We start from the raw sequence: 23,220 nt of genomic DNA, 5'->3' as shown, positions 1-23,220 counted from the left end.
GCCCTTCAGCTGCCGCCACGAGACAGGCCCATGCGTTCGACGATGAGCCCCTCCTTGATGAACTGCTGGCGGCAGACCTCGGCATAGTCGGCCGTGCCGAGGTAGTCGATCTCCTGGTCGTACTTGGCCAGCTCCTGCGCGAACAGCGGGTCGAACAGCGCCTTCTTGAACGCGTCGTGCAGCACCGCGACCACGTCCGCCGGCAGGCCGCGCGGCCCACCCAGGCCGTAGGGCGACATCGCGACGATGTCGAAGCCGAGCTCGCGCAGCGTCGGCACCTGCGGCCAGCGCTTCGACCGCTGCGCGGCAAACGTGGCCAGCAATCGCAGCCGGCCCGAATCGACGAAGGGCCCGAAGCCGGTGGAATTGACGCCGACCATCACCTGCCCCGAGTCGACCGCGATCATCTGCTCCGAGGTGCCCTTGTACGGCACGTGGATGTACTTCAGCCCGCGCGCGGTGAACAGCTCTTCGAGCACCACGTGCGGCGTGGTGCCGACGCCATTGGTCGCGATCGTCAGGCGGCCCGGGTTCTTGCGCGCGTACGCGAACAGGTCGTCGAGCTTGCGCAGCTTGCTGCTCGCGCTGACCAGCACGCCGAAGGTCACGCCGGAGACCTGGATGATCGGCGTCACGTCGCGGATCGGGTCCCACAGCACCTTCTGCGTGTGCACCGCGCGGAAGATCGGCTGCGGCAGCTGCGCGATCGTGTAGCCGTCGGGCTCGGCCTGCTGCAGCACCGGCATCGCCAGCGTGCCGCCGGCACCGCCACGGTTCTCGGTGACGACCGGCTGGCCCAGGTGGTGCGAGGCCAGCTCGGCCAGCAGGCGCAACGAGATGTCGGTCGCGCCGCCGGCCGGCCACGGGATCCACATCACGATCGGGCGCGACGGGTACGGCGTTTGCGCGCGCGCCAGCGGCCAAGCGCCGAGCGCCGCGGCAGCGCCGACAAATCCGCGGCGGGTGACGGTCATGCCGGGCCGCCTCCACGTTTGGCGAGACCGCCAAAACCGCGCTGCGGGTCGTAGCCCCAGCACGCCACGACGAAGAACACCACCAGGCAACCCAGCACCACCCACGGCGCGATCCCCGGATCCTTGCCATACAGCGCAAAGCGGATCCACTCCACCGCATGCGTGAACGGGTTGAAGCGCGCCGCCTGGTACACCCACTCGGCGCCCGACTCCTGCAGCTTCCACAGTGGGTAGAGCGCGGTCGACAGGAAGTACATCGGGAAGATCACGAAGTTCATCGTGCCGGCGAAGTTCTCCAGCTGCTTGATGTGCACCGACAGCAGCAGCCCGAGCGCTCCCAGCATCAGCGCGCCGCACACCAGCGCGAGCAGCGCGTGCAGCCCCGCCCACGAGAACAGCGGCAGCTCGGTGCCGAGCAGCATCGCCACCACCACGAAGGCCAGCGCCTGCAGCACCGAGAGCAGCGCGGTCGCGCACAGCTTGCTGAACAGCAGCCACGAACGCGGCAGCGGCGCCGTCAGCAGCAGCCGCATCAGGCCCATCTCGCGGTCGTAGACCATCGCCAGCGACGACTGCATGCCGTTGAACAGCAGCACCATGCCGACCAGGCCCGGCGCGATGTAGACGTCGTAGGGGATGTAGGTGTCGTAGGGCTCGACGATGGCGACGCCGAACACGTTGCGGAACCCGGCCGCGAACACCGCCAGCCACAACAGCGGGCGCACCAGCGCCGACACCAGCCGGCCGGTCTGCTGCGAGAACTTGAACAGCTCGCGCATCACGATGGCCTGCAGCGCCTGCAAAGCATGCGCGATGCCGTGCCGCCCTTCGGCCTCGACGGGCGCCGCCGCGGTGGGCGGGGTCACGGGTTTCACCGCGTCGCTTTGCATAGCTTCTCCGGGGCATCGGCGCCCAAGGTGTCGAGGACATCGGTGGGATGCAGCAGGCCCTCGATCGGCGCCTGCGCGATCACGCCCTGCCCGTCGGTCAGCAGCATCGATTGCCGCAGCTGCCCATCCCACGGCCGGAAGCTCAGGCTGCCGCCTTTCGAGCCATCGACCGGCGTCGCGGCCAGCGCCTTCGCCCACGCGGCGTTCGGCCCCTTCGGCTCGGCCGCGGCGATCGCGATCAATGCCTTGCCGCCCATCCACGCCGCCCAGTCGTGGTCGGTCATCGGGCGCTTCGCGGCCTTGGCGAACCGGCGCGACACCTGCGGCGCGCCATAGCGCTCGAACTGCGCATGCCAGGCCAGCGCCACCAGCCCGGCATCGCCGACCACCGGCCGCGGCAGCACGGTGCGGTAGGGCAGGCTGCGCGCGAACTCGCCGTCGCTGTCGACCACCCACACCGCGTCGTACGCGGCGCCGGAGGTCAGCAGCAGCGGGTTCGCGAGATCGCGCTCGCGCGGGTCGGCCGAGAGCTTGTAGGGCTTGCTGGCGACCAGCTGCAGGCCGTAGCGCTTGATCGAGGCCTGCGCGGTGGCCGCGCGAACGGCGTCCTGCGGGCCGCTGCCGATCAGCAGCAGCAGCTTGCTCCACTTGCGCGACACCAGCGTCTGCGCCAGCGAGTCGGCGCGCATGCGCTCGCTCGGGATCAGGTGGAACAGGCGCGCGCGGCAGTCCTGCTGGCGCAACCGATCGGCGCTGTCGCCGAGGTTCAGCACCGGCAGCTTCACCGCATCGGCCACCGCCAGCGTGGCGTCGCTGCCCAGGTCGGTCAGCACGACGGCCGCGCCGGCCTTCTCGGCGGCCTGCGCGGCGGCGCGCGCGGTGTCGGGCGTGGAGGCTGTCACCACGTTCAAGGCCACGGCCGCGCCGGCGGCCTCGAGTTCGAACTTGCCCTCATCGAGTGCCACCTGCAGGCCGTCGGTCGCCGGGCCGCCGGTGTGGCCGAGGTAGCCCCGCTCCAGCCGCGTGCGTTCCAGGCGCGCATCGTCGGCCGGCACGATCAGCGTGGCCTTCAGCGTGGCCGCGGCGGCGCCGGAGGTGGCGGTTGATGCGATGGCAGCGCAAGACATCAGCGTCACCGTCCAACTCAGCCGGCGGCCTGCGGCACCGTGCGTCATTCGAGGATCGCCACGCCGTAGGGCACGCGGCCGACCGGGATGCTCTTGATCGCCTTGGCACCCGCCACGTCGACCACCGTCACGTCGTCGCTCAGCCCGTTGACGACGAACAGCCGCGCCTCGGCCTTGTCGAGCGCCACGTTCCACGCGCGCTTGCCCACCAGCACCAGGTTCGTGGTCTTGCGGCTGACCACGTCGATGAAGGCCACATGGTTGGCCTTGCCGAGCGCGACGAAGGCGCGCTTGCCGTCGCGCGACATCAGGATGCCGACCGGCGTGATGTCGGTCGCGCGCGCGCCCTTCACCTCGAGCTTGATGGTGTCGGTGACGGCATGGGTGGCCGTCGCGATGATGCTGATGCTGGCGCCGAGCTCGTTGGTCACCCACAGCTCCTTGCCGTCGGGCGTCAGCGCCATGCGGCGCGGCCGCTTGCCGACCTTCACATTGCTGGTGATCTTCGCGGTGGCGACGTCGATCACGTGGATCAGGCTCGCGACCTCGGAGGTGACGTACAGCGTCTTGCCGTCGGCGCTGACCTTCACGCCCTCGGGTTCCTGGCCGACCTTGATCGACTGCAGCGTCTTGCCGCTCGCGGCGTCGATGAAGCTGGCCTCGGCGGCATCCTCGTTCGACACGTAGATGGTCTTGCCGTCGGGCGAGAGGTCGAAGGCCTCGGGCTCATCGCCCAGCGGCACGCGGCGCAGCGACTTGCCGGTGGCCGGGTCGATCACGTCGGCCGCGTTCGCATCGGTGCAGGCCACCATGATCTTGCGGTCGGGCGTGACCTGGATGTGCCGGCCGCGCTTGCAGGTCGGCACGGTGCCCTTCACCGTCAACGTCGCGAGGTCGATCATCGTCAGCGCATCGTCCTTCTCGCTCGACACGTAGGCCGTGCCCTGCGCCGATGCAGCGGTGCAGCAGGCGGCCAGCGCCCACGCTGCGCCCAGTCGTCGGCTTGCGGTGTTCAGATCCATGGGGTCTCTCTGGCTGGTGGTCAACATCAGCCGGTGCGGGCGATGAAACCCGCCTCCAGCGTCGATTCGCCAAGCGCCTGCGTGACCTCGGCCGGCGAGCCGTCGGCCAGCAGCGCGCCCTGGTGCAGCACCAGCACGCGGTCGGCGGCCATCGCCTCCTCGACCCAGTGGGTGGCCCACAGCACGCACACGCCGCGCTCGCGCACGTCGCTGCGCAGGGCGGCCAGCAGGTCCTGGCGCGATTTCGGATCCAGCCCGACGGTGGCCTCGTCCATCAGCATCACCGCCGGGTGGTGCAGGCCGGCGCGCACCAGCTCGACCTTGCGGCGGTTGCCGCCCGACAGCTCGCGCACCTTGCGGTCGAGTTCGCCGCCCAGGCCCAGCCGCTCGCAGCCGGCGGCTATGCGCGCGCGCGCCAGGCGGCGCGGCAGGCCGTGCAGGTCGGCCTGGAACAGCAGGTTGCGGCGGATGCTCAGGTCGAGGTCGAGCGAGACCTGCTGGAACACCACGCCGATCTGGCGCAGCGCCGACGCGGCCGCGCGGCGCAGCGAATGCCCCGCCACCTCGACCTCGCCCTCATCGGCGGCGAACAGCCCGGTCAGCAACTGGAACAAGGTGGACTTGCCGGCGCCGTTGGGGCCGAGCAGCGCGACGAACTGGCCCGCGGCCACCTGCAGCGACAGCGACTGCAGCGCCGCGCGCTCGCCATAGCGCTTGGTCAGTCCGGTGGTCCGCAGCATCGTCGAGGGGGGCATGGCGAAGCTCATGAACCACGAACACTGCAATACACGGGCCCACCGCGATGCTGCAGTGCAACGCAGCGCGCCGCAGCAGCCTGCACGGGCGTCGGCGCGGCGCGTCACGCCTGCTGCGCGGCACTGAAACACTCTGTGCCGAACGTGGTTGCCACGAATTCGGCGCAAGGTGTCAGCGGCATTTCAATTCCGGAACACCAGCGTCACAGCGCTGGAGCGAAACATGGGTTTTCCCTCTTCGGGCAATCCCGCAGTGGCACATGGGCGCAGAACTTGCGGTTCTGCACACGCCGAGTTCTGTGGGTCGCTGCGTGTGGTGGATCTCGGAATGGTGCTTCGCGACCGGACTCTGCTCACTTCATAAAACAGGAGACTTCGATGCGAAATTCCGGTCTGTCGACATGGCGTATCTGGCGCCATCTGGGCATGGTGTTGCTTGCTCTGCCGCCATTGGCGATGGCGAATGCGGATGTCGAGAAGAACATCGCCAACTCCAAGAACTGGGCGATGYAGGCTGGCGACATGTACAACCAGCGCTACACCAAGCTCAACCAGATCAACACCGGCAACGTCGGCAAATTGCAGGTCGCGTGGACCTTCTCGACCGGCGTGCTGCGCGGCCACGAGGGCTCGCCGCTGGTGATCGACGGCACGATGTACCTGCACTCGCCGTTCCCGAACAAGGTGTTCGCGATCGACCTCGACAGCCAGAAGATCCTCTGGAAGTACGAGCCCAAGCAGGACCCGGCCGTGATCCCGCAGATGTGCTGCGACACGGTGAACCGCGGCCTGGCCTATGCCGAAGGCAAGATCATCCTGCAGCAGGCCGACAGCATGCTGCTCGCGCTCGACTCGAAGACCGGCAAGGTCATCTGGAGCGTGAAGAACGGCGACCCGAAGCTGGGCGCGGTGAACACCAACGCGCCGCACATCTTCAAGGACAAGGTCATCACCGGCATCAGCGGTGGCGAGTGGGGCGTGCGCGGCTTCATCGCGGCCTACAACCTGAAGGACGGCAAGCTCGCCTGGAAGGGCTACAGCGTCGGGCCCGATGCCGAGATGCTGATCGACCCCGACAAGACCATGACCTGGACCAATGGCGCGATGGCGCCGGTCGGCAAGGACTCGTCGACCAAGACCTGGAAGGGCGACCAGTGGAAGACCGGCGGCGGCACCACCTGGGGCTGGTACAGCTACGACAAGGCGCTGAACCTGATGTACTACGGCACCGGCAACCCGTCGACCTGGAACCCGGCGCAGCGGCCCGGCGACAACAAGTGGTCGATGACCATCTTCGCGCGTGACGTCGACACCGGCATGGCCAAGTGGGTCTACCAGATGACGCCGTACGACGAATGGGACTTCGACGGCATCAACGAAATGATCCTGGCCGACATCGACGTCAAGGGCAAGCCCACCAAGGCGCTGGTGCACTTCGACCGCAACGGCTTCGGCTATACGATGGACCGCGTCACCGGCGCGCTGCTGGTCGCCGAGAAGTACGACCCGCAGGTCAACTGGGCGACGCACGTCGACATGAAGACCGGGCGTCCGCAGGTGGTGGCGAAGTACTCGACCGCGCAGGGCGGGCCTGACGTCAACACCAAGGGCATCTGCCCGGCGGCGCTCGGCAGCAAGGACCAGCAGCCGGCCTCGTTCGACCCGGAGACCAAGCTCTTCTACGTGCCGACCAACCACGTGTGCATGGACTACGAGCCGTTCAAGGTCGAGTACACCGCCGGCCAGCCGTACGTCGGCGCGACGCTGTCGATGTACCCGGCCCCGGGCAGCCACGGCGGCATGGGCAACTACATCACCTGGAACGCCGGCACCGGCAAGATCGTGCAGAGCCATGCCGAGAAGTTCTCGGTCTGGAGCGGCGCGCTGAACACCGCCGGCGGGCTCAGCTGCTACGGCACGCTCGAGGGCTACTTGAAGTGCGTCGACAAGAAGGACATCAACAAGGAGCTCTTCAAGTTCAAGACGCCGTCCGGGATCATCGGCAACGTGTTCAGCTATGAGCACAAGGGCAAGCAGTACATCGGCGTGTTCTCGGGCATCGGCGGCTGGGCAGGCATCGGCATGGCGGCAGGCCTCGAGAAGGACCAGGACGGCCTCGGCGCCGTCGGTGGCTACCGGGAACTGGCGCAGTACACCGAGCTCGGCGGTTCGTTGACGGTGTTTGCCCTGCCGAACTGAACGGCAGCCGGCGACTCCAAGAAGAAGCAAGAAGAAGAATCGAGAGACAACCTGGGCACAGGGACGGCACCCCGGGGGATGCCGTCCCGCCCCCTTGATGGTGGATGGTTCAATGAAATTGAAGCAGTCTCTGTTCCAGACTTCCGTCGCCGTGCTGGCGTGCCTCGCAGTGAGCGCGCTGGCCGACGACAAGCCCTACACCGTGGTCGACGGCTACAAGGTCGACGCGAAGACGATGGACGGCTTTCGCACCTGGCGCGCGGCCGCCTGCGACCGCTGCCACGGCGCCAACCAGGAAGGCCTGGTCGGGCCCTCGCTGATCAACAGCCTGAAGACGCTGAGCCAGGACGAGTTCGTCAAGACCGTCACCGAAGGCCGCCTGCCCAAGGGCATGCCGAGCTTCGGCGAGAGCCCGCAGGTCAAGGAACACATCAACGACCTGTACGCCTACCTGAAAGGCCGTTCGGACGGCGCCATCACGCGCGCCAAGGTCGAACCCAACAAATGAACCGCACCCGCAAGATCCTCACGCTGGCGCTCGCGCTGGCCGGCGCGGCGGCGTGCCTGCCTACCGCCGCGCAGGACGTGGACAAGCCGCCGGAGCGCCAGGCGCTGCGCGTGTGCCAGGACCCGAACAACCTGCCGTTCTCGAACGTCGCGGGCGCGGGCATCGAGAACCGCATCGCCGACGTGTTCGGCAAGGCGCTCGGGCTGCCGGTGCAGTACTACTCGTTCCCGCAGCGCCTGGCCTTCATCCGCAACACGCTGCGCTACAAGCTGCCGGGGCAGGACTACCCGTGCGACATCGTGATGGGCGTGCCGGTCGGCTACGACCAGGTGTCGGCGACCAAGCCCTACTACCGCTCGACCTATGCGCTGGTGTTCCCGCAGGGCCAGGGGCTCGACCAGGTGAAGTCGGGCGACGACTTCCTGAAGCTCGACCCGGCGCGCCTGGGCAAGCTGCGCATCGGCATCTACGACCGCTCGCCGGCGTCCGACTGGCTCAAGCTGCACCGCCTGGTCGACCAGGGCGTGCCCTACCCGATCATGAACGCCGACCCGCAGCAGTACCCGGGCGAGATCATCGAGAAGGACCTCGCTGCCGGCAAGATCGACGCCGCGATCGTGTGGGGCCCGATCGCGGGCTACTTCGCGCAACGCGTCAAGTCGCCGCGGCTGACGGTGGTGCCGCTGAAGTCGGAACCCGGCGTGCGCTTCGACTACGAGATGGCGATGGGCGTGCGCTACGGCGAGCGCGAATGGAAGCAGAAGATCGAAGGCCTGATCGACTCGCAGCAGGCGGCGATCCAGGCCATCCTGAAGGACTACGGCGTGCCGCTGGTCGACGAGTCCTTCGCGTACAAAGAGCCGGGCCAGACCAAACCGGCCCGATGAGGTGAGCAGCACCGTGTCGCGCGGGACCCTGATCCGCTGGCTGGCCGCCGCGGCGTTCGCACTGCCGGCGAGCGGCTTCGCGGCGCAGGAGTTCTCGGCCGCGGAGCAGGCGATCTTCATGGCCGACCAGCTCGCGAACCTGCGGCCGCCGTCGACGCTGCGCTACAGCTTCCACAAGGCCGGCAGCCTGGAGGCCGGCTTCGACGACGCCGTGGTGCTGTCGTTCAAGCCGCAGGCCGACGGCAGCTGCTGCACGTCGACCGGCGAGTTCCTGACCGGACCGCGCCGGCTGCCGCTGCCCGACATCGACAACGCGAAGGCCAACCCGGTGATCCTGTACTTCCTGGAGCACGACATCCGCGAGATGCGCCGGCTCACGCAAGGGCCGGAGAACTACTTCCGCAAGCGCATCCGGATGGCGGTCTTCCAGGGTGCGACGGTGGCACCGGCGTCGTTCGTCTACAAGGGCAAGACCGTCGCCGGCCGCCAGGTGTCGTTCAAGCCCTACCTCGACGACCCGAACCGCTACCGCTACGAGAAGCTGGCCGGCAAGGAGTACCGCTTCCTGCTGTCGGACGCGGTGCCGGGCGGCGTGCTGGGCATCCGCACGCACATCGCGGCCGCCGATGCCGCCGCCCCGCCGCTGCTGAGCGAAGACCTGCTGATCGAAGGCGCCGAGCCCCTCCCGAAAGCCACACCATGAAGCCTCTGCATCGACTGACCTGCGTCCTCGCCCTGCCCTGGCTGCTGCTGATCCCGGTGGCCGCGTCGGCGAACGACTTCCCGACGTCGGAGCGCGTGATCTACGTGCAGGAGTGCATGCGCACCCACCCCGGCCCGCACTTCGAGATGATCAACAAGTGCTCGTGCGCGGTCGATGCAATGGCCGGCGAGGTGGCCTATGACGACTACGTCGGCATGACCACGGTGGTCAACGCGATGTCGATCGGCGGCGAGCGCGGCGGCACGCTGCGCGACAACGAATCCATCAAGCCGCAGATCAAGCGCTACCGCGAGCTGGAGACCAAGGTGCACAAGGCGTGCTTCATCAACGACGCCAAGTAGCGGTGGCGGCGCTGCTGGCGGGCCTCGTGTCCGGCAGCGTCGCGGCGCCGTTTGCCTGGATCACCAACCAGGGCAGCCACGACGTGTCGGTGATCGACCTCGCGTCGCAGCAGGTGGTGGCCACGGTCCCCGTCGGTCGCTCGCCGGCCGGCGTGGTGGCCGCGTCGCGCGCGGGCAAGGTGTTCGTCTCGAACCCCGACAGCCGCGACATCTCGGTGATCGACATGCGCGAGCAGCGCGTCGTCGGCACGCTGGCGGCCGGCGACGGCCCGGTGGGCATCGATGCCTCGCCCGACGGCACGCAGGTGTTCGCCGCCGACTGGTATGCCAATCGACTGATGGTGTTCGATGCGGCCGGCAGCGGGCCACCGCTGGCGCGCATCGAGGTGGGCCGTGCGCCGGCAGGCGTGGCAGCGCATGCCGACAACGACACCGTGTTCGTCGCCGAGCGCGACGACGACAGCGTGGCCGTGGTCGGCGTGCGCGAGCGGCGCGTGCTGTCGCGCGTGAAGGTCGGCAGCCATCCGTTCGCGCTGCTGTTCGATACAGCGCGCCAGCGGCTGTACGCCCTCAATGTGCAGAGCGACGACGTGTCGGTGATCGACACCCGCGACACCGGCGCCTTGCGCGTGATCGCCACCGTGAAGGTCGGCAAGGCGCCCTACGGCGCCGCGCTCGCGCTCGGCGGCGCACTGCTCTACGTGACCAACCAGCACGACGACAGCGTCAGCGTGATCGACGCCGATTCGCTGAAGCTGCTGCGCACGCTGAACGGCTTCGGCTACCCCGAAGGTGTAGCGGCGCATGGCGACAAGGTCTACGTCGTCAACTGGATGGACGACGACGTCAGCGTGCTCGATGCCGCCAGCGGGCAGGCGTTGCGCCGCATCGCCACCGGCAAGAACAGCCGCGGCTTCGGCGCCTTCATCGGCGCCCCCGCGCAGCCCTGATCCCACCCACGAAGGAGGTTGTCATGCCCATGAAACTGCTTGGCGGCTGGCTCGCGCCGCTGGCCGCGATCACGATGCTCGGTGTCGCGCCGCTGACCGGCGAAGGCCACGGCCCGACGCGGCAGAAGGTGGTCGAGAAGATCACCATCGATGCCCCCGCCGCCGCGGTGTGGGCCCGCATCAAGAACTTCGACGCGCTGAAGGACTGGCTCCCGCCCGTCGCCGAGAGCCCGGCCTCGCAGGGCAACGCGGTGGGCTCGGTGCGCTCGCTGAAGCTGAAGGGCGGCGGCGAGCTGACCGAGACGCTGGAGGGGTATGACGACGCGGCGATGAAGTACAGCTACCGCGCGAAGGACGGCGGCGCACTGCCGGTGACGAACTACACCTCGACGATCACCGTCACCGCGAGCGGCAACCAGTCGATCGTCGAATGGCGCGGCGCGTTCTACCGCGGCTATCCGCAGAACGATCCGCCGCCGGACCGCAACGACGAGGCCGCGCTGAAGGCCATCACCGGCGTGTACCAGAGCGGGCTGGCGAACCTGAAGACGTTGGCGGAAGCGAAATAGAGCCAAGCGGAAACGGACTCACGGCCTATGCTCCGATAGCCGGAGGCCGAATCCGAGACAGCCTTGGCGCGACACCATTTGTTTCGAGCGCCTCGACTTGCGCGCCCTTCGTCTTCGGCTCGCCCTCAAGGTATTTTTCATGGCAAACGAGCATTGAACTCACGAACTGTCTGACCTCGGCCGGGCACTACGAGCCACGCAAAAGCATGTGCACATGCGGCGCCGATTACACTTTTAGAACAAATATCCACCTCTTCGGGGAGCATCCGTGAGCGACCAAATTTCGTTCGAGACCAATGACTTCGCCAGCAATCCGGAGCCTCGCTGCCCATGCGTACTGTTGCTGGACGTGTCCGGATCGATGAGCGGCCAGCCGATTTCCGAGTTGAACTCGGGCCTTACAACTTTCAAAGACGAACTGGCTGCTGACGCTCTCGCAATGAAGCGCGTGGAGGTTGCGATCGTGACTTTTGGGCCGACAAAGGTCGAAACGCCATTCACGACAGCTTCCGTTTTCTATCCCCCGACACTCAACACTCAAGGGGATACGCCCATGGGCAGCGCGATCCTTCAGGGGATTTACCTTGTCCGCGACCGCAAGAACGAATATCGAGCGAACGGCATTTCGTACTACCGGCCATGGATCTTTCTCATCACGGACGGCGGGCCCACCGACGCATGGCAAGCAGCCGCCGCTGCCGTACGAGAAGGAGAGGCGTCCAAGGCGTTTGCCTTCTTCGCCATCGGTGTCAAAGGCGCCAACATGGACGTGCTGAAGCAAATCAGCGTCCGGGAGCCTCTATCGCTGGACGGACTCAAGTTTCGAGAGCTTTTCAGTTGGCTGTCCAGTTCCTTGCGATCGGTGTCTCGGTCCACGCCGGGGACGGAAGTGCCTCTTGAAGCGCCGAAGGGCTGGGCGTCGGTGTGAACTGGCGCGTAGTCAACGCCTCCGAGGTCGGAACTTCTCACATCGCAATCAACCGTCCCTGCGAGGACAGTTCTTGGGCGAGCGTCGATACAACGGCTGATGGGCTAGCGGTTCTGTCATTGTTCGTTTCGGACGGCGCAGGCAGCGCTGCACGCGGTGGCGAAGGAGCCGAGATAGCCGTGCAAGCCGCCGCTGCCTTCATGGCCGCGAAAATTGCCCAGTCAGAGTTCGGCTTTAGCGACGAGATGGCCGTCGAGCTGATCATGGCCGTACGAGACAGGCTCTACGCGGTCGCAGAGAAAACGAGACTTACCGCACGCGATTTCGCGTGTACGTTCCTCGGCGTCATCTCCTCCCCTTTGGGCACCTTGGTGCTGCAGATTGGCGATGGCGGCATCGTGCTTGACGTAGGTGCCGGTCTAGAGGTGCCCGTGGTGCCAATGACCGGCGAGTACGCCAACATGACGCATTTCGTGACAGACGAAGACGCCGTGACAGTTCTTGCTACGAAGGTGTTTGTGGCTCGCGCCATTCGAGTGGCGGCGTTCAGCGATGGCCTTCAACGCCTTGCTCTGAACATGGCGAACAACACCGCTCACGAACCTTTCTTCGCACCTTTTTTCAAGGTTCTCGCCAGCTCGACTGCTGCACAGGAAGACGAACTGCAAAGCGCACTGGCTCGATTTCTCTCTGGCCCAGCCGTCAATGAGCGCACCGACGACGACAAGACACTGGCTCTCGCCGTTCTCGTGTCGTAGTCAGAGATGCCAAACGCAGTTGTCACATCGAAAGGCGCAGCAATCCTTCTCGGCAAAGAACTGGGCAAGGGTGGCGAAGGGTCCGTCTACGAAGTTCCTGCATCCGCAACCCACGTCGCGAAGCTTTACCACCGACCACCCGACGCGAGAAAGCAATCAAAGCTGACGTTCATGGCGGCGTCAGCCGATCAGAAGCTACTGAACTATGCGGCTTGGCCGCAGGAGACTTTGCATTCGACGCGTGGGGGACCCGTGGTCGGCTTCCTCATGGCGAAAGTCGCGGGCCGAGACCCGATTCACATGGTCTACAGCCCTGCGCACAGAAGGCAGGAGCGTCCCAAGGCGGCTTGGGACTACCTACTGTTCGTAGCGAGAAACACGGCAGCTGCGTTCGAGACCTTGCACGAACATGGGCACGTTCTCGGGGACGTCAATCAAGGAAACGTGATGGTGGGAGGCGACAGCAAGGTTGTCCTCATCGACTGTGATTCCTTCCAAGTGAATGCCCGCGGAAAGCTCTATTTGTGTGAGGTCGGAGTCTCACATTTCACGCCACCGGAGCTTCAAGGTCTTTCGTCGTTCGATGGCGTTGTCCGAAGTGCCAATCACGACAACTTCGGGCTGGCGCTTCTCATATTCCACCTCCTGTTTGGTGGCCGTCATCCCTATTCTGGTGTGCCCCTGCGCAACGGAGTTGGAGATGCGCTTGAGACTGACATCAAAGCACTCAGGTATGCGTATGCCCGAGATGCCCAGAGCCGTGGTCTTGCACCACCACCCAGGTCAATTTCGATGTCGCTACTTCCAGACGCGACGGAGGCGATGTTTCACGCTGCATTCGCCGAGACGGGCGCTCAAGGAAATCGGCCCACGGCAAAGCAGTGGGTAGCGACATTGGACAGTGTGCGCGGCCGACTCAAGCGATGCAGCACGACATCAATGCATGTCTACCCGGATCACTTGCTCAAGTGCCCTTGGTGCGCCCTCGAACAGGAGGGCGTTGTCTACTTCATAGACTTGGGTGCGGTCTACTCGCCAACGGCTACCGGATTCGTTCTTGGCAAGGCGTGGGCGCTCATCGAAGCCGTGCCCTCTCCCGGTGTCGTGGCTCTTCCTAACATCGCGAGTTTTTCGGTCAAAGCCGAACCGCTTCCGGCAAATGTGCCCGGCGGCGGAACGATTGCCTTCTACCGCCTTCTGGCAGTGTGTTTGGGAGTTTTCTTGATGGTCGTTGCACCGAAGATCTGGTTCTTCGGCATCCTTGGTGGCATCGTTGGCTGGATCGTGGCCAGTTCGACGGGATCCGAATCTCGTGCGGAGGAACGATCGAAGAGGCAGAAGGCAAAGGAAGCCGCACAAAAGGAATACGACCGGGTGGTCGAACAAGTACAACGCGAAGCAGGCCCTCAAGGCTTCAGTGCCAGACGGCAAGAACTGATAAAACTTCGGGACGAGTATCAGGCGCTACCGCAATCGGAGAAGCGCGAGCTCGACAAACTTCATTCAACAGCTCAAGAGCGGCAGAAGCAGAAGTTCCTCGACGGCTTCTTCATCGATAGCGCCAGCATCCCAGGTGTTGGGCCAGCGCGAAAGGCCGCACTCCGCTCGTTTGGCATCGAGACAGCTGCCGACGTTGATCGCAACAAGGTTCGCCAGATCAGAGGGTTTGGAGATGGTCTGACCCGAGCCGTTACAGATTGGCGGGCAAGCTGTGAGCGCCGGTTTGTCTTCAACCCAAAGACAGCGGTCTCCGAAGCGGACAAGAACGCTGTACGGTCAAAGTTCGGTACTCGAAAGATTGCATTGGAGGGGCAGCTTGGCGGCGGGGCTGCCGAGCTTCAGCGATTTCGACAGGCGGCCTCTTCAAGGGCGAACAGCCTTCAGCCTCAACTGATGCGCGCGGCTGAGGGCTTGGCGAAGGCGACTGCAGACTTGAACGTTTTGTAGCTGAAGCGCCTGTCGCCTTCAGTACGCATCACTTCACATCGAACCTGCTCACGCAGGCTTGGCGCTGAGCCGGCGCGAGTTGGCCGGGTCGCGGAACACCAGCGGGTGTTCGACCGCGGCCTTCACGCCGACCGTGCCCGCACGCTCGACCGCCTCCTGCACCAGGTGGTGGTGCGGGCTCTTGACGCACACCGGGTCGGCCATCGCCGGGTCGTGCGCGATCAGCCAGGCCTGGCAGCGGCAGCCGCCGAGGTCCACCTCGCGCTGGTCGCAACTGGTGCACGGCTCCTTCATCCAGCCGGTGCCGCGGTAGCGGTTGAAGCCTTCGGAGTCGAACCAGATGTCGCGCACGCTGTGCTCGCGCACGTTCGGGAAGCTCAGCCCGGGCAGCATCTTCGCGGTGTGGCAGGGCAGCGCGGTGCCGTCGGGCGCCACCGTGAGGAACATGCTGCCCCAGCCGTTGACGCACTTCTTCGCCTTGCCCTCGTGGTAGTCGGGTGCGACGAAGAACAGCCGCATCTTGTCGCCCAGGCGTTCGCGCCATTCGTCGGTCACCGCCTCGGCATGGCGCAGTTGCTCGTGCGTCGGCAGCAGCTGGTCGCGGTTCAGGAAGGCCCACGAGTAGTACTGCGTGTTGGCGAGTTCCAGGTACTCGGCGCCGAGTTCGGCGGCCATGCCGATGATGCGGTCGATGTGGTCGATGTTCATCCGGTGGATCACGACGTTCATCACCATCGGCCAGCCGTTGGCCTTGATGATCTGCGCCACCTTGTTCTTCAGGCCGAAGGTCTTGGTGTGCGACAGGAAGTCGTTCATCTCGCGGGTCGAGTCCTGGAACGACAGCTGCACGTGGTCGAGCCCGGCCTCCTTCAACGCCGCGGCGCGGGCCTCGGTGAGGCCGACGCCGGAGGTCAGCAGGTTGGTGTAGTAGCCCAGCCGGTGCGCCTCGGCGACGATCACTTCCAGGTCGTCGCGCAGCAGCGGCTCGCCGCCCGACAGGCCGCACTGCACCGCGCCGAGTTCGCGGCCCTGGCGCAGCACACGCAGCCAGTCTTCGGTGCCGAGTTCGTCTTCCTGGCGCGCGAAGTCGACCGGGTTGTAGCAAAAGACGCAATGCAGCGGGCAGCGGTAGGTCAGCTCGGCGAGCAGCCACAGCGGCGGTCCGGGCGGGGATGACGACACGGCGGCCATCGTTCAGTCCCAGGCCAGCCAGCGCTGCTTCGCGGCCAGCTCGATGAAGCCCAGCACGTCCGGCTCCAGGCCCTGCGCCGAGAACGCCTTCTCGAGGTCTTCGACGATGGCGGCGACGCTGCGCTCGCCATCGCAGCGCTTCATGATCTCGCCGGCGCTGCCGTTCAGCTTGACCATGCCCTCGGGGTAGAGCAGCACATGGCAGTCCTGCACCGGCTCCCATTGCAGCCGGAAGCCGGGGCCGACGCGCGGCTGCGTTGATGTCGACAAGACGTTCATGACGTGACACCGTAGCGAGTCGCCATCGCATCGTTCATCGCCCACAGAATGTCGAGCTTGAACTGCAGCACCTCCAGCGCGCGCTCCTGCAGCGGCCGCGTCGTGAAGTGGTCCAGCGTGATCGACAGCCCCTGCTCCACATCGCGCCGCGCCTGGCCCAGCCGGTTGCGGAAGTAGCTCAGGCCCTCGGGCTCGATCCAGCCGTAGTGCTCCGGCCAGGTGGCCAGCCGCTGCTTGTGGATCTCGGGTGCGAACAGTTCGGTCAGCGACGAGCACACCGCTTCCTGCCACGGCGCGCGGCGCGCGAAATCGACATACGCGTCGACCGCGAAGCGCAGCGCCGGCGTCACGTGGCGCAGGTCCTGCACCTCGTCGCGGCCCAGCCCCACCGCCTGCGCGAGCCGCAGCCAGGCCTCGATGCCGCCGGCATCCTTCACGCCGCCGAGCTCGAAGCCGTCGTGGTCGAGGATGCGCTGCACCCAGCCGCGGCGCACCGCGGCATCGGGGCAGTTCGACAGCACCGCCGCGTCCTTGATCGGGATCGCGATCTGGTAGTAGAAGCGGTTCGCGACCCAGCCGCGCACCTGCTCGGGCGTCGCCTTGCCGGTGTTCAGCATCACGTTGAACGGATGGTGGATGTGGTACGACTTGCCGCGCTCGCGCAACTGCGCCTCGAACTCGGCGCGGGTCCACGCGGGCGGGCCGGCCTCGGCAGGGTGACGGCCTTCTTTCAGCATGTCGGCGCGCAGCGTCATGGTCAGATCTCGATGCTCATGCCGTCCTCGCAGACCTCGATGCCGGCGCGCTGCAATTGCGCACGCTCGGCCGAGTCCTCGTCGAGGATCGGGTTGGTGTTGTTGATGTGGATCAGCAGGCGCCGCGTGCGCGCCGGCAGGCGGCTCAGCCACTCGAGCATGCCGCCCGCGCCCGACTGCGGCAGGTGGCCGATGTCGCGCGCCGACTTCTTGCTCAATCCAAGCGTCTTCATCTCGTCGTCGGTCCAGAAGGTGCCGTCGACCATCACCACGTCGGCGCTCGCCATCGCGTCGAACACCGGCGGCGTGATCGCGCCCAGCCCCGGCGCATAGAACACCGACGTGCGGCGCGCCGCATCGATCAGCGTCATGCCGATGTTGTCGCCCGGCACCGGCGCCTCGCGGTGCGGCGAATACGGCGCGGCCTTGCTGCTCAGCGGCATCGCCTTGAACGCGAGGCCGGCCACGCCGGGCACGCTGAACGGCGTGCCGTCGAGCGCGATGCGCTGGCGCTGCACGCCGCAGAAGTGCGACAGCACGCGCAGCACCGGGTTGCCCTGGGTCAGGTCTTCTTCGACCGGATCGGTGCACCACAACGGCAGCGGCGACGTGCGTTCGCGCAGCATGAAGAGGCCGGTGGCGTGGTCGATCTGGCCGTCCATCAGCACGACGCCGGCGATCGCGGTGTCACGCAGCGCACGCGCCGGCTGCAGCGCCGGGTGGCTGCGGATCTGCTCGAGGATGTCGGGCGAGGCGTTGAAGAGCACGCCGTCGGCGGCCCCGTCCGGCCGCACGAAGATCGACGACTGCGTGCGGGCCTTCGCGCGCACGCGGCCCGAACGCACGCCGGCGCAATTGGCGCAGTTGCAGTTCCATTGCGGGAAACCGCCGCCTGCTGCCGAGCCCAGAACGGTGATGCGCATGGGAGAGGTGTTGGAGCCGGCACCCCAGGGTTGCCAGGGTGCCGGCGAGAACGAAACGCCGCGATCAGCGGGCCGTGACGTACATCGTGATTTCGAAGCCGAAGCGGAAATCCGTGGCAGTCGGTGTTTGCCAAAGCATGAAGACTCTCCTATTCGTGGACTCACAGTACCGGCCGGCACTGCGGGGGCCTCTGGGTCCCGTCCTGCATCGTGACCTGCTGCGCGTGATCGCTCCAGTCGGGTGATCATGAATGCGAACTGGCGATTTTCATGAATCTCCGCGGCGGGGGTTCTCCAACTGACAGCTCGCGGGCTTGCCTCTTGCTTCCCAGCCCCGGGCGCAGGCCTTCCATGCCCAGTCCGTTGCAGGGCTGGCGCAGAGTGTCCCGCGTCGAACCACATGGAGACGCAAGGCATGGACCGCAACGATGCGCTGTTGACGGATTGGCGCGAACGCGCGCTGGCGCTCGAGGCCGCGGTGGGCCAGGCGGTGATCGGGCAGGCCCGGGTGATCCGGCTCGTCAACCTGGCGGTGTTCGCGCGCGGCCACGTGCTGCTGCAGGGCGACGTGGGTGTCGGCAAGACCACCCTGCTTCGCGCGTTCGCGCAGGTACTCGGCGGCGACTTCGCGCGCACCGAGGGCACGATCGACCTGATGCCCAACGACCTCGTGTACTACACCTACATCAGCGCCGAGGGCCGGCCCGCGGTCGAGCCGGGGCCGCTGATCCGGCACGGCGAAGACCTCGCGATCTTCTTCTTCAACGAAATCAACCGGGCACGGCCGCAGGTGCATTCGCTGCTGCTGCGCGTGATGGCCGAGCGCAGCGTGTCGGCCTTCAACCGCGAGTTCCGGTTCCCGCACCTGATCGTGTTCGCCGACCGCAATCGCGTCGAGCGCGAAGAGACCTTCGAGATCTCGTCGGCCGCGCGCGACCGCTTCATGATGGAGGTCACCATCGACGCGCCGGCGAGCGATGCTGATCGCCGCGAGCTGATGTTCAACCCGCGCTACCACGACACCGACCGGCTGATGGAGGAGCTGCCGGCCGCGATGCTGAACCACCAGGCGCTGAACGAGGTGGCCGAAACGATCCAGCGCAGCGTGCAGGCCTCGCAGGCGCTGCAGGACTACGCGCTCGGGCTGTGGCGAGCGACGGCCGTGCCGGCCGAGTACGGCGTCAAGGTGTCGGGGCTCGACACCGCGCAGCTGATGCTGGCCGGCGCGAGCCCGCGCGGCATGAGCTACCTGCTGCGCGCGGCGCGCGTCGCGGCCTGGCTGGATGCGCGCAGCTTCGTCACGCCGGAGGACGTGCAGGCGGTGTTCGTCGAGACCATCGCGCACCGGCTGTGCTACCAGCCGGTGTACGAGATGCGGCGGCAGGAGATCTCGGGGCCGCTGATGCGCGGGATCCTCGCCGGCGTCGCGGCGCCGTAGCGGCATGTTGAAGCCCACCCCCGAGATCCACTACCGCATCGGCAGTGCGGCGCTCGGCCACTTCCCGGGCCACCACCGCAGCCGGCGCGGCGACAGCGGCTTCGAGTTTCGCGGCCATGCCTCGCTGCTCGACGCGCCCGATCCGCGCCGGCTCGACCTGCATTCCAGCCTGCGGGACCCGTTCGGCCAGTGGTCGGTGCGCGTCTACAGCCAGCGCAAGTCGATCCCGGTCGCGGTCGTCGCCGACCTGTCGGCCTCGATGGGCTTTGCCGGTGCGCAAGCCCGGCTCGATGTGCTGGCGGATTTCGTCGACAGCCTCGCGTGGTCGGCTTGGCGCACCGGTGACAGCTTCGGCTTCATCGCCTGCGATGAACAGGTGCGCACCGACCTGCTGCTGCCGCAGAGCCGCTCGCGCGCCGCGGCCGGCGAGCTGACGCGCACGCTGCGCAGCCTGCAACCCACCGGCCATTCGGCGCACGGCCTGCATCACGCCCACCGCCACCTGCCGCAGCGCCGCTCGCTGGTGTTCCTGCTGTCCGATTTCCATTGGCCCGTCGACGAGGTGCAAGCGGTGCTCGCGAGCCTGGCCCACCACGACCTCGTGCCGGTGGTGCTGTGGGATCCGCAGGAGTTCAGCCTCAGCGCGCCGCGCGGCCTGGCCCCGGTGCTCGACCCCGAGAGCGGCCGCCAGCGCCTCGTGTGGTGGCGCCCCGCGCTGCGCGAGCAGTGGCGCGTGCAGCAGGCCCAGCGGCGCGAGGCATTGCTGCAGGTGTTCCGCGCGCAGCGGCTGAGCCCCTTGTTCATCGAAGGCGCCTTCGATGCCGACGCGGTGACGCGGCACTTCCATGCGTGAACGCCTGGTCGCCCTCGCGTTGATCGCTTGCAGCGGCCCGGTGCTCGCTGCACCCGACACGCTGCACGCCAGCACCGTCGAGCCGCGCGCGTTCGGCTACCACGTCGGCGACACCATCGAGCGCGAGCTCATCGTCCACATCCCCCAGGGCTTCGTGCTCGACGAGGCCTCGCTGCCGCGCCCCGGCGCGCGCGGCAAGGCGCTCGAGCTGCAGGGCGTATCGCAGCATAGCGCCGCTGACGCCAGCGGCACCCGCCTGACGCTGCAGCTGCGCTACCAGGTGTTCATGGCGCCTGCCGAGGTGCGCACGCTGGAGATCGCGCCGTTCTCGCTGGCGTTCAAGGGCGAGGGACGCGAGCAGTCGCTGCGCGTCGACGCCTGGCCGGTGACGGTGTCGCCGCTGGTGCCGCTCGAGGTCTCGCCGCGCGAAGGCCTGGGCGAGTTGCGGCCCGACCTGGCGCCGCCGCTGATCGACACCCGCCCCGCGCAGCACCGCCTGCTGGCCTATGGCGCGGTGCTGCTGCTGTGCCTGGCCTGGCTCGCGCAGGTGTACCTCGCGCTGCCGTGGTGGTCGCGGCGCCAGCGGCCGTTCGCGAGCGCGTGGCGGCAGCTGAACCACCTGCCGCCGGACAGCCCGGCGCCGGCGCGGCGGGCCGCGTTCCAGCGCCTGCACGAGGCGCTGAACCAGACGGCCGGCGAGGTGGTGTTCGAGCACGGCGTCGACCGCTTCGTCACGGCCCAGCCGCGCTATGCCGCGCTGCGCGACGAGCTGCTGGCGTTCTTCCGCCAATCGCGGCACGAGTTCTTTGCCGACGCCCCGGCCGCGGCGAACGACGGCCGCTGGCTGGTCGAGTTCTGCCGCAAGTGCCGCGATGCCGAGCGAGGCGCGGCGTGATCCATTTCGACACGCCGTGGCTGCTGGTCCTGTTGCCGCTGGCGCTGTGGCCATGGTGGGCGCGCGCCGCGCACCCGGTGCGCAACGCCTGGGTCGCGCTGATGCCGCGCGACCGCGCATCGGACACGCTGCAGCGCGTGCTGAAGGGCGCCGCGGTGCTCGCGCTCGCGCTGCTGGTGCTGGCGATGGCCGGGCCGTACCGGCCGGAGTACACGGTGGAGCGCGTCGGCCAGGGCGCCGAGATCGTCGTGGTGCTCGACCGCAGCCGCAGCATGGACCAGGGCTTCGCGGGAGCCCGCCTCGCGGCCGGCACGGCCAAGCCGCGCGGCACCGGCCCCGAGGCGCTCGACTACTACATGAGCCTGTCGCCGGGCCGCTCGCGCGATGCCAAGGGCAAGGTCGCGCGCCGGCTGCTGTCGGAGTTCGCGGCCGGCCGGCCCGACGACCGCTTCGGCATGGTGGTGTTCAGCACGCTGCCGATGCGGGTGCTCGAGTTCACGCAGAAGAACGAGGTGGTGCAGGCCGCGATCGCCGCCGGCGAGATCGGGCGCGGCCTGTCGGAGACCAACATCGGCCTGGCGCTACTCGAGGCGCTGTCGTTCTTCGACGACCGGCCCTACACCGGGTCGCGCATCGTGATGCTGGTGTCCGACGGCGGCGACCACCTCGACCCGGCGACGCAGGAGCGCATCGCGTTCGCCGCGCGCAAGCAGCGCACTGCCATCAACTGGTTCTACCTGCGCTCGGCCAACAGCCCCGGCCTGAACGCTGAAGCGGGCGACCCGCTCGGCGCAGCCGACACGGTGCCCGAGCACCAGCTGCACCGCTTCTTCCAGTCGCTCGGCACGCCGTACCGCGCCTACGAGGCCGACAACGACAAGGCCTTGCAGGCCGCCATCGACGACGTGAACCGGCTGGAGAACATGCCGATCACCTACCTCGACACCGTGCCGCGGCGCGACCTGTCGCCGTGGGGGCATGCCATCGCGCTGCTGTGCGTGCTGCTGCTGTGGGGCGCGCAGGCGCTGGAGATCCGGCGATGGGCGTGAACACGCGGCGGCGCACGCGCATCGTGCTGGGGGTGCTGGTGATCGCCGCGGTGGCGGCGCTCGTTGACGGCGTGCACCTGTGGCGGCTGCATCGCTGGAACGCGGCCATCGCGGCCGACCCGCCGGTGGCCGTCGGCAATCCGCCGCCTGCCGAATTGCAGTTCGCACTGGCCCATGCGCAGGCCGCGAGCGGCGCCACCGACGAGGCCTTGAAGCGCTACCGCGCGCTGCAAGGCGACACGCCGCTCGGCCAGGCGGCGCGCTACAACAGCGCGAACCTGCTGATGCGCCAGGCCATCGAGGTACGCGGCGGCGCGCAGCCGGGGCTCGCGATCCCGCTGCTGGAGCTGGCCAAGCAGGGCTACCGCGAGGTGCTGCGCAACGACCCCGGGCAATGGGATGCGCGCTACAACCTCGAACGCGCGCAGCGCCTGCTGCCCGACCCCGATGACTCGCTGGCCGCGCCCGCCGACGGCCGGCGCGATGCCGAGCGCGCCGTCACGACGATGCGCGGCTATTCGCCGGGCCTGCCATGAAGGCCGTCGCGTGGCTGCGCGCGTCGTGGCGCGGCCGGCGCGACGCCTGGCTGCTGGCGCTGGCGGCCCTCGCGCTGGCCGCGACCTTTTTGAACCCCGGGCTGCGTATCGAGCGCCGCTTGTTCGAGCACGTGGTGGTGCTCGACATCACGCAGAGCATGAACGTGACCGACCAGGTGCTGGCCGGCAAGCCGGCGTCGCGCCTCGCGTTCGCGAAAGAGGCGCTGCGCCAGGGCCTGCTCGACCTGCCCTGCGGCTCCAAGGTCGGCTGGGCGGTGTTCACCGAGTACCGCTCGTTCCTGCTGCTGGCGCCGGTGGAGGTGTGTGCCAACCTGGGCGAGCTGCGCGCGACGCTCGCGCGCATCGACGGCCGCATGGCCTGGTCGGGCAACAGCGAGGTGTCGAAGGGCCTGCACAGCGCCATCGGCATCGCGCGCGACCTGCCCGGCAAGCCGTCGCTGGTGTTCATCACCGACGGCCAGGAGGCCCCGCCGCTGAACCCGCAGTACCGGCCGGCATTCGACGACAAGCCGGGCGAGGTGCCGGGGCTGCTGGTCGGGGTCGGCGAGTTGCTGGCGTCTCCGATCCCGAAGACCGATCCGCTCGGGCGGCCGCTCGGCGTCTGGCGTGCGGACGAGGTGATGCAGACGGACATGCGCCGCCAGGGCCGTGGCGCGAGCGTCAGCGGCGAGGCGCTGGCGGACGACGGCGCCGGCCCGGCG

The 23,220-nt window shown here is 67.7% G+C and carries 26 protein-coding genes; 16 read left to right on the top strand and 10 right to left on the bottom strand.

What is annotated here, in order from left to right; genetic code table 11:
• Positions 1-5: 5 nt before the first annotated feature.
• From ACXJLU_RS16560 to ACXJLU_RS16540, 5 genes are read right to left on the bottom strand one after another with little or no spacing between them, the layout of a single operon-like run.
• Positions 6-974 (bottom strand): Bug family tripartite tricarboxylate transporter substrate binding protein, encoded by a 969-nt coding sequence (locus ACXJLU_RS16560; protein ID WP_457332747.1) that lies wholly within the window; start codon positions 972-974, stop codon positions 6-8.
• A complete protein-coding gene (locus tag ACXJLU_RS16555; RefSeq protein WP_457332745.1) occupies positions 971-1,840 on the bottom strand; it encodes an ABC transporter permease in 870 nt (289 codons plus the stop codon). The genes ACXJLU_RS16560 and ACXJLU_RS16555 overlap by 4 nt, the downstream gene beginning before the upstream one ends.
• Before the next feature lie 5 nt (positions 1,841-1,845).
• Positions 1,846-2,991, bottom strand: coding sequence for a type 1 periplasmic-binding domain-containing protein (locus ACXJLU_RS16550; protein WP_457332821.1), 1,146 nt, complete (start codon positions 2,989-2,991; stop codon positions 1,846-1,848).
• A 44-nt stretch (positions 2,992-3,035) separates the two neighbouring features.
• A complete protein-coding gene (locus ACXJLU_RS16545; RefSeq protein WP_457332743.1) occupies positions 3,036-4,013 on the bottom strand; it encodes a PQQ-dependent catabolism-associated beta-propeller protein in 978 nt (325 codons plus the stop codon).
• Positions 4,014-4,039: 26 nt separating this feature from the next.
• Positions 4,040-4,753, bottom strand: coding sequence for an ATP-binding cassette domain-containing protein (locus ACXJLU_RS16540; RefSeq protein ID WP_457332819.1), 714 nt, complete (start codon positions 4,751-4,753; stop codon positions 4,040-4,042).
• Positions 4,754-5,224: 471 nt separating this feature from the next.
• Here ACXJLU_RS16540 and xoxF point away from each other — a divergent pair, with 471 nt between their 5' ends.
• The 10 genes from xoxF (at position 5,225) to ACXJLU_RS16490 (ending at position 14,579) form a co-directional block, all read left to right on the top strand.
• Positions 5,225-6,967 carry a PQQ-dependent ethylene glycol dehydrogenase XoxF gene (gene xoxF / locus ACXJLU_RS16535; protein ID WP_457332817.1) on the top strand — a complete coding sequence of 581 codons (1,743 nt, stop codon included), beginning with the start codon at positions 5,225-5,227 and terminating at the stop codon, positions 6,965-6,967.
• A gap of 112 nt (positions 6,968-7,079) precedes the next feature.
• A complete protein-coding gene (locus ACXJLU_RS16530; RefSeq protein ID WP_457332741.1) occupies positions 7,080-7,475 on the top strand; it encodes a c-type cytochrome in 396 nt (131 codons plus the stop codon).
• Complete coding sequence (locus ACXJLU_RS16525; RefSeq protein WP_457332739.1) at positions 7,472-8,362, top strand: substrate-binding domain-containing protein; 891 nt, start codon at positions 7,472-7,474, stop codon at positions 8,360-8,362. Before ACXJLU_RS16530 ends, ACXJLU_RS16525 begins: the two co-directional genes overlap by 4 nt.
• A gap of 1 nt (position 8,363) precedes the next feature.
• A complete protein-coding gene (locus ACXJLU_RS16520) occupies positions 8,364-9,065 on the top strand; it encodes a hypothetical protein (RefSeq protein WP_457332737.1) in 702 nt (233 codons plus the stop codon).
• Positions 9,062-9,427 carry a hypothetical protein gene (locus tag ACXJLU_RS16515; RefSeq protein WP_457332735.1) on the top strand — a complete coding sequence of 122 codons (366 nt, stop codon included), beginning with the start codon at positions 9,062-9,064 and terminating at the stop codon, positions 9,425-9,427. Before ACXJLU_RS16520 ends, ACXJLU_RS16515 begins: the two co-directional genes overlap by 4 nt.
• Positions 9,403-10,377, top strand: coding sequence for a YncE family protein (locus tag ACXJLU_RS16510; RefSeq protein ID WP_457332733.1), 975 nt, complete (start codon positions 9,403-9,405; stop codon positions 10,375-10,377). Before ACXJLU_RS16515 ends, ACXJLU_RS16510 begins: the two co-directional genes overlap by 25 nt.
• A gap of 23 nt (positions 10,378-10,400) precedes the next feature.
• Entirely contained in the window at positions 10,401-10,946 is a 546-nt protein-coding gene (locus tag ACXJLU_RS16505; RefSeq protein ID WP_457332731.1) for an SRPBCC family protein, read from the top strand.
• Between the two features lie 268 nt (positions 10,947-11,214).
• Positions 11,215-11,874: a vWA domain-containing protein gene (locus ACXJLU_RS16500; RefSeq protein WP_457332729.1), complete on the top strand. Its 660-nt coding sequence runs from the start codon at positions 11,215-11,217 to the stop codon at positions 11,872-11,874.
• Positions 11,871-12,632: a PP2C family serine/threonine-protein phosphatase gene (locus tag ACXJLU_RS16495; RefSeq protein ID WP_457332727.1), complete on the top strand. Its 762-nt coding sequence runs from the start codon at positions 11,871-11,873 to the stop codon at positions 12,630-12,632. The genes ACXJLU_RS16500 and ACXJLU_RS16495 overlap by 4 nt, the downstream gene beginning before the upstream one ends.
• A gap of 6 nt (positions 12,633-12,638) precedes the next feature.
• On the top strand, positions 12,639-14,579 hold the full coding sequence (locus ACXJLU_RS16490) for a helix-hairpin-helix domain-containing protein (protein WP_457332725.1): 1,941 nt from the start codon (positions 12,639-12,641) through the stop codon (positions 14,577-14,579).
• Positions 14,580-14,627: 48 nt separating this feature from the next.
• On the opposite strand, the gene pqqE is transcribed toward ACXJLU_RS16490, so the two are convergent.
• The 5 genes from pqqE to pqqA form a co-directional block, all read right to left on the bottom strand.
• On the bottom strand, positions 14,628-15,770 hold the full coding sequence (pqqE, locus tag ACXJLU_RS16485; protein ID WP_457332723.1) for a pyrroloquinoline quinone biosynthesis protein PqqE: 1,143 nt from the start codon (positions 15,768-15,770) through the stop codon (positions 14,628-14,630).
• Between the two features lie 3 nt (positions 15,771-15,773).
• On the bottom strand, positions 15,774-16,049 hold the full coding sequence (gene pqqD, locus ACXJLU_RS16480; RefSeq protein ID WP_457332721.1) for a pyrroloquinoline quinone biosynthesis peptide chaperone PqqD: 276 nt from the start codon (positions 16,047-16,049) through the stop codon (positions 15,774-15,776).
• Entirely contained in the window at positions 16,046-16,786 is a 741-nt protein-coding gene (gene pqqC / locus ACXJLU_RS16475) for a pyrroloquinoline-quinone synthase PqqC (RefSeq protein WP_457332815.1), read from the bottom strand. Before pqqC ends, pqqD begins: the two co-directional genes overlap by 4 nt.
• A 20-nt stretch (positions 16,787-16,806) precedes the next feature.
• Positions 16,807-17,727 (bottom strand): pyrroloquinoline quinone biosynthesis protein PqqB, encoded by a 921-nt coding sequence (pqqB, locus tag ACXJLU_RS16470; RefSeq protein ID WP_457332719.1) that lies wholly within the window; start codon positions 17,725-17,727, stop codon positions 16,807-16,809.
• A 64-nt stretch (positions 17,728-17,791) separates the two neighbouring features.
• Positions 17,792-17,866, bottom strand: a complete 75-nt coding sequence (gene pqqA, locus ACXJLU_RS16465; RefSeq protein ID WP_168563526.1) for a pyrroloquinoline quinone precursor peptide PqqA — start codon at positions 17,864-17,866, stop codon at positions 17,792-17,794.
• 276 nt (positions 17,867-18,142) lie between these two features.
• On the opposite strand from pqqA, the gene ACXJLU_RS16460 reads away from it, so the two are divergent.
• The 6 genes from ACXJLU_RS16460 to ACXJLU_RS16435 form a co-directional block, all read left to right on the top strand.
• The gene (locus ACXJLU_RS16460; RefSeq protein WP_457332717.1) at positions 18,143-19,165 is read left to right on the top strand and encodes an AAA family ATPase; all 1,023 of its coding nucleotides are present in this window, start codon (positions 18,143-18,145) and stop codon (positions 19,163-19,165) included.
• 4 nt (positions 19,166-19,169) lie between these two features.
• A complete protein-coding gene (locus tag ACXJLU_RS16455) occupies positions 19,170-20,018 on the top strand; it encodes a DUF58 domain-containing protein (protein WP_457332715.1) in 849 nt (282 codons plus the stop codon).
• On the top strand, positions 20,011-20,913 hold the full coding sequence (locus tag ACXJLU_RS16450; protein ID WP_457332714.1) for a hypothetical protein: 903 nt from the start codon (positions 20,011-20,013) through the stop codon (positions 20,911-20,913). Before ACXJLU_RS16455 ends, ACXJLU_RS16450 begins: the two co-directional genes overlap by 8 nt.
• Positions 20,910-21,962, top strand: coding sequence for a vWA domain-containing protein (locus tag ACXJLU_RS16445; protein ID WP_457332712.1), 1,053 nt, complete (start codon positions 20,910-20,912; stop codon positions 21,960-21,962). Before ACXJLU_RS16450 ends, ACXJLU_RS16445 begins: the two co-directional genes overlap by 4 nt.
• Positions 21,953-22,498, top strand: a complete 546-nt coding sequence (locus tag ACXJLU_RS16440; RefSeq protein ID WP_457332710.1) for a tetratricopeptide repeat protein — start codon at positions 21,953-21,955, stop codon at positions 22,496-22,498. Before ACXJLU_RS16445 ends, ACXJLU_RS16440 begins: the two co-directional genes overlap by 10 nt.
• Positions 22,495-23,220, top strand: a 726-nt coding sequence (locus ACXJLU_RS16435) for a vWA domain-containing protein (protein ID WP_457332708.1), incomplete at its 3' end; no start/stop codon positions are given. The genes ACXJLU_RS16440 and ACXJLU_RS16435, both read left to right, overlap by 4 nt.

It is taken from the genome of Rhizobacter sp. P5_C2, from assembly GCF_054049715.1.
This window is presented reverse-complemented; position numbering and strand designations above follow the sequence as displayed.

Coding starts and splice junctions, on each gene's coding strand:
- ACXJLU_RS16560 (WP_457332747.1), bottom strand. CDS start 974: ATGACCGTCACCCGCCGCGGATTTGTCGGCGCTGCCGCGGCGCTCGGC.
- ACXJLU_RS16550 (WP_457332821.1), bottom strand. CDS start 2,991: ATGTCTTGCGCTGCCATCGCATCAACCGCCACCTCCGGCGCCGCCGCG.
- ACXJLU_RS16545 (WP_457332743.1), bottom strand. CDS start 4,013: ATGGATCTGAACACCGCAAGCCGACGACTGGGCGCAGCGTGGGCGCTG.
- ACXJLU_RS16540 (WP_457332819.1), bottom strand. CDS start 4,753: ATGCTGCGGACCACCGGACTGACCAAGCGCTATGGCGAGCGCGCGGCG.
- ACXJLU_RS16530 (WP_457332741.1), top strand. CDS start 7,080: ATGAAATTGAAGCAGTCTCTGTTCCAGACTTCCGTCGCCGTGCTGGCG.
- ACXJLU_RS16525 (WP_457332739.1), top strand. CDS start 7,472: ATGAACCGCACCCGCAAGATCCTCACGCTGGCGCTCGCGCTGGCCGGC.
- ACXJLU_RS16515 (WP_457332735.1), top strand. CDS start 9,062: ATGAAGCCTCTGCATCGACTGACCTGCGTCCTCGCCCTGCCCTGGCTG.
- ACXJLU_RS16505 (WP_457332731.1), top strand. CDS start 10,401: ATGCCCATGAAACTGCTTGGCGGCTGGCTCGCGCCGCTGGCCGCGATC.
- ACXJLU_RS16490 (WP_457332725.1), top strand. CDS start 12,639: ATGCCAAACGCAGTTGTCACATCGAAAGGCGCAGCAATCCTTCTCGGC.
- pqqE (WP_457332723.1), bottom strand. CDS start 15,770: ATGGCCGCCGTGTCGTCATCCCCGCCCGGACCGCCGCTGTGGCTGCTC.
- pqqD (WP_457332721.1), bottom strand. CDS start 16,049: ATGAACGTCTTGTCGACATCAACGCAGCCGCGCGTCGGCCCCGGCTTC.
- pqqC (WP_457332815.1), bottom strand. CDS start 16,786: ATGCTGAAAGAAGGCCGTCACCCTGCCGAGGCCGGCCCGCCCGCGTGG.
- pqqB (WP_457332719.1), bottom strand. CDS start 17,727: ATGCGCATCACCGTTCTGGGCTCGGCAGCAGGCGGCGGTTTCCCGCAA.
- ACXJLU_RS16460 (WP_457332717.1), top strand. CDS start 18,143: ATGGACCGCAACGATGCGCTGTTGACGGATTGGCGCGAACGCGCGCTG.
- ACXJLU_RS16455 (WP_457332715.1), top strand. CDS start 19,170: ATGTTGAAGCCCACCCCCGAGATCCACTACCGCATCGGCAGTGCGGCG.
- ACXJLU_RS16450 (WP_457332714.1), top strand. CDS start 20,011: ATGCGTGAACGCCTGGTCGCCCTCGCGTTGATCGCTTGCAGCGGCCCG.
- ACXJLU_RS16440 (WP_457332710.1), top strand. CDS start 21,953: ATGGGCGTGAACACGCGGCGGCGCACGCGCATCGTGCTGGGGGTGCTG.